The 12,079-nt window shown below is 43.4% G+C and carries 7 protein-coding genes; 1 reads left to right on the top strand and 6 read right to left on the bottom strand.

Annotation, left to right across the window (positions count from 1 at the left end):
- Nucleotides 1-4 precede the first annotated feature (4 nt).
- The 6 genes from L4C37_RS15585 to L4C37_RS15560 form a co-directional block, all read right to left on the bottom strand.
- On the bottom strand, nt 5-1,249 hold the full coding sequence (locus L4C37_RS15585) for an ABC transporter substrate-binding protein (RefSeq protein WP_429769117.1): 1,245 nt from the start codon (nt 1,247-1,249) through the stop codon (nt 5-7).
- Between the two features lie 19 nt (nt 1,250-1,268).
- Nucleotides 1,269-2,276 carry a LacI family DNA-binding transcriptional regulator gene (locus L4C37_RS15580; RefSeq protein ID WP_429769116.1) on the bottom strand — a complete coding sequence of 336 codons (1,008 nt, stop codon included), beginning with the start codon at nt 2,274-2,276 and terminating at the stop codon, nt 1,269-1,271.
- Nucleotides 2,277-2,747: 471 nt separating this feature from the next.
- Complete coding sequence (locus L4C37_RS15575; RefSeq protein ID WP_429769115.1) at nt 2,748-4,754, bottom strand: methyl-accepting chemotaxis protein; 2,007 nt, start codon at nt 4,752-4,754, stop codon at nt 2,748-2,750.
- 171 nt (nt 4,755-4,925) lie between these two features.
- Nucleotides 4,926-6,236 carry a carbohydrate porin gene (locus L4C37_RS15570; protein ID WP_137371692.1) on the bottom strand — a complete coding sequence of 437 codons (1,311 nt, stop codon included), beginning with the start codon at nt 6,234-6,236 and terminating at the stop codon, nt 4,926-4,928.
- 485 nt (nt 6,237-6,721) lie between these two features.
- Nucleotides 6,722-8,839, bottom strand: a complete 2,118-nt coding sequence (locus tag L4C37_RS15565; protein ID WP_429769114.1) for a prolyl oligopeptidase family serine peptidase — start codon at nt 8,837-8,839, stop codon at nt 6,722-6,724.
- Between the two features lie 153 nt (nt 8,840-8,992).
- Nucleotides 8,993-9,910 (bottom strand): LysR family transcriptional regulator, encoded by a 918-nt coding sequence (locus tag L4C37_RS15560; RefSeq protein WP_137371694.1) that lies wholly within the window; start codon nt 9,908-9,910, stop codon nt 8,993-8,995.
- A 332-nt stretch (nt 9,911-10,242) separates the two neighbouring features.
- Here L4C37_RS15560 and L4C37_RS15555 point away from each other — a divergent pair, with 332 nt between their 5' ends.
- Nucleotides 10,243-11,937: an L-lactate permease gene (locus L4C37_RS15555; protein WP_137371695.1), complete on the top strand. Its 1,695-nt coding sequence runs from the start codon at nt 10,243-10,245 to the stop codon at nt 11,935-11,937.
- The last annotated feature ends 142 nt before the right edge of the window (nt 11,938-12,079 follow it).

The raw sequence follows: 12,079 nt of genomic DNA, 5'->3' as shown, positions 1-12,079 counted from the left end.
CTAATTAAAGATTACGAGTACGACGCTTGATTAGACGCTCAGCCTCTTTAAGCGCAGTCTTGATGTCTTTGCCTTCATCAAGCACTTCCATCAATGCGTTCTCTAAAATAATAGAACGTGCAACATGGTCACCTTGTGCTGGAGCGACTGGTTTAATATTTTGAGCGACTTCAGCAAAGATTAGACGAGCTTTTTGTCCACCTAGGAACTCCATTTTTTCTTGGAATAACGCATCGTCATACGTAGTGACATTCGCCGGGAAAGCCGCAATCGTTTCGAAGTGCTTAAGTTGAACGTCACGGTTAGTCGTCATGTATTCAATCAGCGCCCAAGCTTCATCTGGGTTGTCTGATTGAGTTGGAATTGAAAGGAATGAACCGCCCCAACTGCCATAGATGCCATCAGGTAGGTTTTCTACTGCCCACTTACCTTTGGTTTCAGGTGCAATCCAGTTGTTTAGGTGTCCCAGCAGCCAAGCGCCAGAAAGTTGAGTTGCAAATGTGCCGTTACGGAAGCCTTCGTACCATTCGTTAGACCAAGCCAAAATACGACCATCTAAGCCTTTATCGCGGATTTCTTTCGCGACTTCAAAAGCGTGAACAAAACGCTCTGATGTCACGACTGGGTCACCATCTTTATCGAAATAAAGACCTTCACCTTCAGGAACGGTTGTGAAGATAATCGCTTGTGCTACGTCTGCCGCTGAAGCAATAAGCTGTACGTTTTGCTCTTTCAGTTTTTCACCAGCAGCAATGTATGAATCCCAATCTTTGATTGCTTCATTGACATCAATGCCTGCTTTTTCGAATACGTCAGTACGGTAGTACATAACACCTGGACCTAGGTCGACAGGGATGCCGTACATATCGCCGTCAGCACCTTTACCTTGTGCCCACGCATACGGTGCAAACCGTTCTTCGTATTTATCTGCGCCGTAGTTTTCAGAAAGGTTAACTAGACCGCCAGAACCCACGAATGGACCGATTTTTTCTACATCCACAACAATCACATCACCAGCACCAGAGCCAGTTGCTAAGTTTGTGGTCAGTTTTGTGTGGTGATCACCGTGGTTATTCATTAGGTAGTCGACTTTGATTCCCGTTTCCTTTTCAAAATCAGGCAGTAATACTTTCAGACTGCTATCGAAATCTGGAAAGCCGTCAAAACGAATTTCTTTATCAGCAGCGTTTGCTGTTGCAGCAAGTCCTAAAGCGACTGCGCAAGAAAGCGCTAAGGTCTTAAGTTTCATGTTCTATCCTTAATATTTTTTATAGGGTATCTAGTAAATTCGTAACCGAGTTTCTAGCAACCAAAGTCGGCAACAATTTAAAATTCACATCACGTTTAATCTTGTTGAGTTTTTGCAAAGTCAGCTGAACCGCTTCAATGCTCATCTCTTCTATTGGAAAATTAATGGTGGTCAAACTAGGGGTTAGGTATCGCGCGAATATGGTGTTATCAAAGCCCACAAGAGAAACATCCTCTGGTACAGAAAGCCCTTCTTCATGCAGTACTTCAAATGCGCCAAATGCCATGTGATCGTTTGATGCAAACACTGCAGTAAATCGGCATTTACGGTTAATCAATTTCTTCATGGCACTAACACCGGTTTGCTCCGTGAACCCAGCCTCTGAAACCAATGCTTCATCGTAGGGCACATTCGCCTCTTCCAAAGCCTTTCGATAACCTTGCAAACGCCCCCGAGCATCTGCTTTATCTAAAGGTCCGGTAATACATGCGATTCTTGTGTGCCCCTGTCGCAGTAAATATTGAGTAGCAAGTTGTCCCCCGACCTCGTTATCAATATCTATGCAGCTCATTGCCATTTCTGGAATAAAGCGGTTAATTAAAACCACAGGGGTCCCCTGTTCTTCCAGCTCAATTAAGTAATCATCACTCAGCAACTGCGTATGAAGAATCAAAGCGTCCACTCGGCGCCCTAATAGAAACTCCACAGACTCACGTTGTCCTTGTTCTGTATTTGAACCAGCAGTTACCACAGCGTGATAACCAAAGCGGCGGAGGTTCTCTTCTAAACTATGCAAAATCCCCGAATAGAAAGAACCACCAAGTTCAGGTACAACAATCCCAATGCTGCCACTACGACTAGACGCTAAAGCTTGAGCAATAGAGTTAGGGCGATAACCCAACTCTTTAATCGCTTTTTCAACTTTTAGTTTCTTGTCATGACTGACTCGGCTCGTTCCATTAATCACTCTGGAAACTGTCGCCTGAGATACACCAGCATGCTCTGATACGTGCTTTATTGTCGCCACTCGAACCTCGATACTTCATTAGCTTGTAACCGCTTTCATAAAGATTATTGACGAAGTGAGTACTAGTTTGAGTGAGTACCATCACACTAAACTCGGGGTGAAATGGCTAGATTGGTAAATGTTGAAAGCGCTTACAAATTAATTCCGCGCCATGAAACTGTTTCATGAAATTATGGTTCGCCTAATCAAAATAGCACTCGGTTACCCGTCATCTCTGCCTTGCCAAACACACTTAAAGTCCACTAAGTTAGAAGCGCTATTAAGTAATCAACCTACAACAGAAAGTAATATACGGGTCTATATTGACCTTAATGTTTCAGCGTTCATGCGAAACTGTATGGGAACGTTTCATAGCACTTTTAGTTCAAATACTTGTATCAAGAATGAAAATAGAAATAGAAATAGAAACGCCCAGCTAAAAGGCTGGGCGTGGAAACATCAGAAAGACCTAAATGGTATCCAAAATCTTATTTAGGATGGTTTCGCTAGTTTGAATTCTTGAGTTAACGAAAATTGCTGCTGTGACATGGTTTCAAGCTGCAGACCATGAGAGAACAATACCTGAGATCGTTGAGAGTTATCTTCTGCCAACGTGTGTATCTGGCTGATGTTTTGAGTAACTTGAGAAGCAACCACTTGGTGCTCAGTAGTTGCAGTCGCGATTTGATGACTTCTTTGCTCTACTTCGTTGAGAAGATCAGACACCATCGATATCGAGTGATTAACTTCACCTGTTTGCCCAACGCATTGAACCATCCCCATCACGCATTGATTAATTTGCTCCACCGCCAGTTTAGAGCTGGTTTGCAGCTGCTCTATCTTGTTGTGTATTTCTTGCGTAGAAGCATTAGTTTTTGCCGCTAGCACGCGAACTTCATCGGCAACCACAGAGAAACCACGCCCTTGCTCACCCGCTCGCGCCGCTTCTATTGCTGCATTCAATGCCAGTAAATTGGTTTGCTCAGAGATCCCAGATATTACATCCAGTATCGAACCAATGCTGGCGCTTTCGCTTTCAAGCTGACCGATGGTCGCCGTTGATTTCGCCAATTTACCTTCTAGATTGCTCATCAACTCGACACTTTTATCCACCGTCTTTTGTCCATGGTTAGAACTCAACACGGCTTCGGTCACCAAGGTTAAGGTTTGATTCGCGGCTTGGGTTATCTCCGTCACAGAGCACTCGATCTGCTCCATCGCCGTTGCCACCATAACCGTTTGATTGGTTTGATCCTGCATCGCCTCACTCAGTGAGCGACTGGTGCTTTGGTTCTCAAGAGAGGCTTCTTTCAGACGCGATGACGACTGACGCATGCTCTCAATGATTTGAGTCAGGTGACTGATCACCAAGTTCACTTTATCGCTCACCAAGCCGAATTCATTGTGGGCTCGATACTGAACCATCACGCTCAAATCTTTGTTGGCAACTTGTTCTAAAGCACTTTGCAACAACTTGCTTGGTTTGCGAATCCCTTTGGCAATATTCAGCCCTATCAGCAGAGCAAGAAAAACAGAGCCTACAGCAATAATGGTTTGCATCATAAGGGCTCGCAGTGAAGAGCCCATCGACTCGTGATACAGGCGTGTCGCTGTGTCTTCTGCGTAAATGGATAACTCATCAAAATGGTTCAACTGGAGATCAATCAACTGCTCAATTTCCAACCTTTGCTGCGTAATGGACTCATCTAACTTGACTGTTTCCTTGTGTATAGACACTGAACCTTTCTCTGAAAAAGCATGAGAAGCGAGCAGTAACAAAGACTGCTTACTGCGGCGCAGCGCAGACGAGTCCAAACGGTCTAAGTCTGATACAGCCTGTTCGAATCGCTGTTTTCGACTTTGCAGGCGGCGCTCAACCCCACGAACTTCCGAAGAGGTTTGCAATGAGAAAGCCTCATTAGATTCAGCCGCTATCAAACTTAATTGCACCAGCAATGCTTCTACCGCTTTTTGTGTTTGCGCTGAATTCGCACTCGCCAGTTGATTAACCAAAGTGTTATTTAGCTGCCCCACTACAGACTGAAATTGAGTTTGCCTCATCAAGCCGAGATCTTTGCTATCCAGATAAGTAACGTAACCTTCTAACAGCTGCTCAATACTACCGATCGTAGCGGCACCAGTGTCATTAATATTTGAGAGCAGAAGTTCAAGTGGCGAGCCCGATTCAGCCTTGCCATCAAACCAATCTAACTGCTGTTTATATTGTTCGATACTAGTCAAAACGGTTTGTTTTAGTGGTTCCAGTTCATCAATGTAGTTGGCGGATAAATAGGGAGTAGTACTGCGATTTATGTCCAAGAACCGAATCGTAAGAGTGGATGATTGGAACATTAAAGGAGTGGCTTGTTGAGCTATGGTTTCGATGTGTGAGGTTATGTTCTTGTTACTGCTAATACTCAACCATGCGCTACCAAGCATGATGACTATCAGCGTGAAAAAACCTAAATAAACTCGAGACACGATGGAAGAAAGCCTCATAGTTATTCCTTGATCTAATGGCGAAAAAAATGGGCACAATAAATGTGCCCATAAGGGAGTTAATCTATGTAATGTTGCCCTAATAAAACTGCCTTTAGGGCTTAAATGGACAGTTACTATCTTTAAGTGATAAGCGAGCCTATTAACCCGTTAATCGTTGACGGGTAATCTTTACCACCAAGCTTCAAACATTGCGCCAAATGCAAGCGTATCGGCAGTCTTTCGTTCCGTCATATTTTTCGTTTCAACATCGCCAATCGTAGTATAGAAGCGAAGCATTGGTCGGCTACCAGGCATGCCGCCTAATGAAACGTTTTGAGAAAGCGTGACTTTCCAACCATTTTTCTCACCGCCATCATCAAAGTCTTCCATCGCATAACCGGCTTCTAACCAAGTTGAATGCACGTCATCCCATTGGTACTGTGGACGAACAATACCGGCGTATTCATTTTTATCTAAGTTTCGACCTGTATTAGCATCTTTGTAGTCATCACCTGAAATGTCTTTGTAAGAAACAAGGTAGTCGATAATGAATTGGTTGCTGACCGCGTAATTACCTTCCACACTCGCGTAAAATACGCTTTTGTCTCCAGCTAAATCGAATACCGAGTCATCTGCACCATCGGCATATTTCACTACTAACTTATTACTATCACCCAAGCCTAGCGTTGCACCTAATTGCCAAGCATTCTCATCACTGACTTTTGCTTCGCCCACTTCGTTCGCTTCATCAGACGCAAAACCGTAGTTGGCGTAGATATCTAAATTACCGATACCTGCATTGATTGAGTGAAGCTTAGAAGTCACGGCGTAGCGACCATTATCATTGCCTAATGCGCCATCTTCCGAGTCAACTTGACCGACAATCGCCATATCAAATTTAGCTGCGCCGAGGTTTAAGTTATTGAAACCACCACCTTGTCCATCATGCGTCATCCAGAAGTAATCGTTCAAACCTTGTTGCGGACGTTGGTGGAAATCACGACCACCCCACATATAAAGCTCTGGTTGGCTTTCAAAAATGTTCGTCACACCTGCGTACATTTTTTTCAGGTTAATGCCACCAGAAGATCCCCAAGCATCGTTACTCCAATCGTCAACCATAAATACTAAGTCCCACTTAGCACCACTGTCTGCTTGGAATATTTTAGCTAACTGAACCTCACCCCCGTTCGATTCATTACCTAAACGACCAAGCGAACGGCCAGTACTGCCCACTTCAACGTAGCGATTGTCGCCACTTGAGCTGTGCGCGCCGTATCGAGCATAACCCGAGAAGATGATCCCGTCGGTAACTGGTGTGTCTGGCGTTAAAACGGCTGGTTGTTGGTCATCGGTATAATCGATGTCCACCACTCGAGATTCCAATTCTTGAATACGTTTTTCTAGTGCTTCAATGTCGGCGTCTGCTGCAAAAGACGAAAGAGATGCAACCGAAGCCGCCACTGCTACTGTTATTGGCAAAAGCTTAAAATTTTTCATTTAATTTTCCCTGTTATTTTTATGTTTAATTCGAACAGGAGAAATATTAAGCAATGAAACAATTGAAAAATAAGCGGCTCTTCACACTGGTACATTCATGAGATTCTCATGAAATATTCTGAAGACTAGGTAGGCATTGTTATCTTTTAATTTTCAGTAAGATAAAAATAATTTTAAAAAAGATGATGGTTTGAAATCGCTTTCATTTCATGGCTATTGGCGGGGTCAGTCACGAAAAATAAGCGGGGATCACCACTGAAACACACACCTAATATGACTAATTTTCGCAATGCTGAAATCTTTCATAGCTGGAGGACTATCACTTAAGCGAAATAATGGAGCTTGAACAAAATAAGAGATGCCCAACTTGTCGAACTTAAAAAAAATGCCACATCAAGTGCGGCATTTCCTTTAAATATTCGTACTAACATAAATGCTATATAGGTAAACGCTGTGGCGGTAAAGCCACTTGCATTCAATACTTTCTAAAGTTGTTGAATACCCATATTAAACAAAGTGAATGCGTACATATCAGCAGTCAGATCGATCACTTTATTCAATGGCATGCCTGCTCCATGCCCAGCATTCACATCAATTCGAATCATCACTGGAGATTCGCCTTGATGCTTATCTTGAAGCTCAGAGATAAACTTGTATGAGTGAGCAGGTACTACGCGATCATCATGGTCGGCGGTCGTCACTAGCGTTGCTGGGTATGACACACTCTCCACATTGTGAACCGGCGAGTAACCTAATAGATACTCAAACATATCTTGGCTTTGATCTGAAGTTCCAAAGTCATACGCCCAACCTTCACCAGACGTAAAAGTGTGGTAACGCAGCATATCAAGTACACCAACCGCAGGTAACGCCACTTTAAACAAATCAGGTCGCTGAGTCATGCAAGCACCGACAAGCAAACCACCATTTGAACCACCTCGAATAGCAAGGGTTTCTGAGCTGGTGTAGCCCTGTTCAATTAGAAACTCAGCCGCAGCAATAAAATCATCAAATACATTCTGCTTTTGCTGTTGCGTACCGCCTTTGTGCCAATCTTTACCATATTCGCCACCACCACGCAGGTTAGGCACAGCAAAGACTCCTCCAAGCTCTAGCCAGCTTGCGACCGTGCCTGAAAAAGAAGGCGTTAAACTCACATTGAAACCACCGTAACCATACAAAATAGTTGGGTTGCTACCATCAAGTGAGATACCTTTTCTATAAGAGATAATCACAGGGACTTTTGTGCCGTCTTTAGATGTATAAAAGACCTGCTTAGATTCATATAGATCAGCGTCAAAAGGGGCTTCTGACTTTTGATAAACGTTAGACTCACCAGCGTCAACATCGAATGATAAAATAGTAGGAGGAGTCACGTAGTTGGTGAATGTGTAATACAACTGCTTATGTTCTTTCTTGCCTCTTAAACCACTCGCTGTGCCTTCACCTGGAAGCTGAATATCTCGAATCAGCTGACCTTGATAATCAAACTGCTGAATTTTAGACACAACATCAACCATATAATGAGCAAATAAATACCCACCTCCGGTACTGATTTCTAGAGGCTGCGGCTTTTCAGAGATGATATCTTGCCATTGCTTAGTGCGAGTATTGAAACTCGCGACTTTGCCATTAGGCGCATCGAGATTCGTGTATAGAATGAAGGTATCACCTTGGTTATCTATCACATACGTGTCGCTATCAACATGGTCGATCAGTGTTTCAAACGGTTGAGCTTCTTCTAGTGTCGACGCTGATGTCAGATCGATGTAAAACAGTCGGTTTCCTGATGTCGACTCCTGACCTAAGATGATCAAATAATCATCATCGTCCGTTGTATAACCTGTGACATAGCGGTGCTGTTCACCTTCAGCATTACCGAAAATCACCTTATCTTTATCTTGGCTCGTGCCCAATTCATGGTAATACAGCTTATGCTGGTCTGTACGCGCAGAAAGTTGGCTGCCATCTGGCTTGTCGTAACTTGAATAATAAAAGCCTTTACTGCCAAGCCAAGACACATCGGTAAATTTGGCATCAACAATTTCAGGTTCAAGCTGTTCTTTGGTTTCAGAATTGATAACAAAGATTTTACGCCAATCACTACCGCCTTCAGAGATGGTATACGCCACTAAGCTGTGATCTTTTGAGAAGGAAACTGACCCTAGTGATGTAGTGCCGTCTTCAGAGAAAGTGTTAGGGTCAAGAAAGACTTCTTCAGCCTGCCCTTTACCTTCTTTTACGCGATATAAAACACTGTGATTTTGTAAACCATCATTTTTATAGTAGTAAGTATATTCACCACGAACAAAAGGCTGAGAGCTCTTTTTATAATCTTGAGCGTGCGCAATACGCGCCCTTAATTCATCGCGGTAAGGAATGGTGTCGAGATAATCAAAAGTAACGGCATTTTGTTTATCCACCCACTCCGCTGTTTCTTCGCTGGTATCGTCTTCTAGCCAGCGGTATGGGTCATCAATGGTTTGCCCAAAGTAGACGTCACTAACAACTCGCTTTTCGGTGTTTGGATACACATGAGAGCTTGAAGTTGCTTCTGTTGACGTAAACTGCTTTGAAGCAGGTTCTTTTGTTGGATTTGACATCATCATCCCTAATTTTAAATGATAGTAATTCTCAATATATGGTCTCGGTTACTGCACCAGCAATCAAGTATTAAAATGCGACAAAGTGTAATCATGCGATCTGTCAATAATTTCACACATTATTCTTCTTGTTTATTGAGCCAATTCCCTGAATCAAAAGTAATGGGAAATCGTTAAATATCGGGTGCGAATATGCTCAATAAGCAACTTAATCTTGTTCGGTGGTTGGCGAGTAAATGGGTAAACCGCGTAAATACCCAATTTTTTACCGACCAACTCAGGAAAAATATCAACGAGCTGCCCATTACGAATATCGTGATACACCAAGCACCGTGGAACATAAGCGACGCCATGCCCCCCAAGTGCTGCTTTTCTAAGGGCCGTAGCATTGTCCGTAGAGAAAGAACCAGATACGCGAACAATGTATTTATCATTCTCACTGTTTCTATCTTTGTCATGAAGAAATTGCCATTCACTTGCACCGGTCGTTTGGTAAGCATACTGCAAGCAATTATGCGCCACTAAATCTTGAGGGTGCATCGGTTTGCTGTTTTTTGCGATATATGACGGCGAAGCACAAACGACCCACTGCGAATCCAAGATATGCCGAGCGATTAAACTCGAATCTTCCAAATACCCCGTTCTAATCACTAAATCGAAGCCATCTTCGACCAAGTCAACAAAACGGTTGTCGAGTGACATGTCTACCGTTAAACCTGGGTGCATATTACAAAACTCAGCAACCGCATCAGCAAGGATCAAATCCCCTGAAATGGAAGGCACTGACATTTTGATATGACCGCTGACATTCTCACCAAAGCCTGAAACTGCGTCCATAGCCTCTTGAGCCGCCTGCTTCACATTTTTGGCTCCGTGCAAGATCGCCTTGCCTGCCTCAGTCAGCGTTAATTTGCGCGTCGTTCGATATAATAATTGCACGCCGATCTCTTCTTCCAATCGAGCTATTCTTTTACTAACTACCGAATTTGTAAGGTTATTTTGCTCAGCAACCTTACTGAATGAACCCAGTTCTACTACCTGTGAAAACAGGATTAAATCATCTGCTCGCATCTGATTATGCCAATTTTGGAATTAATTATTTTCATTATTTCCCTATATCAATAAAAAATAAAGGGGTAAATTCACGCCAAATTAACAAATTAATTACAACCATAACGATTGAGGTCACTTCAATCACAACGATTAACCCTATAACTATTACAAATTTAGCGATTATAAAGTCAGTAATTACAACGGCTCTTACAAACCAGTTGTTATAGAACCAGCAATTTTTTAAAGCCCCTACAGCAATGCTTTAAGAAATTACGGTCACAAAATAAGAACTAATAACGTGTTGTTAACTTCAAACCTGATTGTTTGAATCCATGTACGAGGAAGTACCCATGAGTGAAACTCTACTAGCATTATTGGCCTTTTCGCCGATAGTTATCGCTGCCATCCTATTGGTTGGTTTAAATTGGCCGGCTAAAAAAGCCATGCCTGTTGCTTTTGCCCTAACTGTAGGGATTGCTCTCACGGTTTGGGATATGTCAGGTACACGTGTACTTGCTTCAATATTCCAAGGCTTTGGCATTACAGTATCGGTTCTCTGGATTGTGTTTGGCGCTATCTTTTTATTAAACACTTTAAAACACACTGGAGCCATCACTACTATTCGCAACGGGTTTACGGATATTTCCGCTGACCGCCGCGTTCAAGCCATCATCATTGCTTGGTGTTTCGGCTCTTTCATTGAAGGGGCATCAGGGTTTGGTACTCCAGCCGCTATTGCCGCTCCATTACTTGTCGCTATTGGCTTTCCAGCTTTAGCAGCTGTATTGATGGGCATGATGATCCAATCAACACCAGTATCATTTGGTGCGGTGGGCACGCCAATTATTGTTGGCGTAAACAAAGGGTTAGACACTCATAACATTGGTGAAGCACTGATTGCCAACGGGTCTACATGGGAAGCTTACCTGCAGCAAATCACTTCAAGCGTTGCATTAATTCACGCTGGTGTGGGCACTATGATTCCAGTACTTATGGCAATGATGCTGACTCGCTTCTTTGGTAAAAATAAGAGCTGGACTGAAGGGTTAGATATTCTGCCATTCGCTCTATTTGCAGGTCTTGCATTCACTATTCCTTACGCGCTAACGGGTGTTTTCCTAGGACCTGAGTTCCCTTCTCTGATTGGTGGCTTAATTGGTCTATCTATTGTGGTCACGGCTGCAAGAAAAGGCTTCTTAGTTCCGAAATCTAAATGGGATTTTGAAAGCGAAGACAAATGGCCAGCAGAATGGTTAGGTTCACTAAAGATCGACCTTAACGAATCTAAATCTGACAAGCCAATGAGCATGGCTATGGCATGGGCGCCATATGTGCTACTTGCTGTAACACTTGTTGCAAGCCGAGTGAGCCCTGAATTCAAAGGGCTACTAAAGAGCATTAGTCTATCGTTCAGTAACATCCTTGGCGAAACGGGTGTAAGCACCGCAATTCAGCCTCTATATCTACCTGGTGGCATCTTAGTATTCGTAGCACTTGTCGCGGTGCTAATGCAATCACGCAGCGCAGCACCACTAGCCAAAGCGTTCGGTGAATCAAGTAAAACACTAATTGGAGCTGGCTTTGTTCTAGTCTTCACTATCCCAATGGTTCGTATCTTCATTAACTCTGGTGTGAACGGCGCTGATTTAGCAAGTATGCCGGTTACCACAGCGAACTTTGCGGCCGACTTAGTTGGTGGTGCATTCCCAGCATTAAGTGCAACAGTAGGTGCTTTAGGTGCATTCATTGCGGGTTCTAATACAGTGTCGAACATGATGTTCAGCCAATTCCAATTCGAAGTTGCTCAAACTCTTACCATCTCAAGTGCTGTCGTCGTTGCTCTACAAGCAGTAGGCGCAGCGGCAGGTAACATGATTGCCATTCACAACGTTGTAGCAGCATCGGCGACCGTTGGCTTGCTTGGGCGTGAAGGAGCAACATTGCGTAAAACAGTCATCCCAACGTTCTACTACTTAGTGATGACTGGCATTGTCGGACTCGTCGTTATCTACGGCTTCAACATGACAGATGCATTGATGAAGTAAATCTAGAGCCAATTAACACAACAAACTTGGCGTTAATGCCCAACTACCCCGACATATTGCAGAAGTTACCGACAGGTTTGAACTGACGTTTCTTCAACGTCTCTCCACAAGCAAGTAGGTAACTGACGCAAGCGGGTATTAA

This window comes from Vibrio kagoshimensis, assembly GCF_050337535.1.
GTDB classification, from domain to species: Bacteria; Pseudomonadota; Gammaproteobacteria; order Enterobacterales; family Vibrionaceae; genus Vibrio; species Vibrio gallaecicus.
Note: the sequence above shows the minus strand (reverse complement) of the source record. Positions and strands in the feature narration are given on the sequence as shown.

Excerpts from the sequence above, each read along its gene's own strand:
- L4C37_RS15585 (WP_429769117.1), bottom strand. The coding sequence starts at position 1,249 with ATGAAACTTAAGACCTTAGCGCTTTCTTGCGCAGTCGCTTTAGGACTT.
- L4C37_RS15575 (WP_429769115.1), bottom strand. The coding sequence starts at position 4,754 with ATGAGGCTTTCTTCCATCGTGTCTCGAGTTTATTTAGGTTTTTTCACG.
- L4C37_RS15570 (WP_137371692.1), bottom strand. The coding sequence starts at position 6,236 with ATGAAAAATTTTAAGCTTTTGCCAATAACAGTAGCAGTGGCGGCTTCG.
- L4C37_RS15565 (WP_429769114.1), bottom strand. The coding sequence starts at position 8,839 with ATGTCAAATCCAACAAAAGAACCTGCTTCAAAGCAGTTTACGTCAACA.
- L4C37_RS15560 (WP_137371694.1), bottom strand. The coding sequence starts at position 9,910 with ATGCGAGCAGATGATTTAATCCTGTTTTCACAGGTAGTAGAACTGGGT.
- L4C37_RS15555 (WP_137371695.1), top strand. The coding sequence starts at position 10,243 with ATGAGTGAAACTCTACTAGCATTATTGGCCTTTTCGCCGATAGTTATC.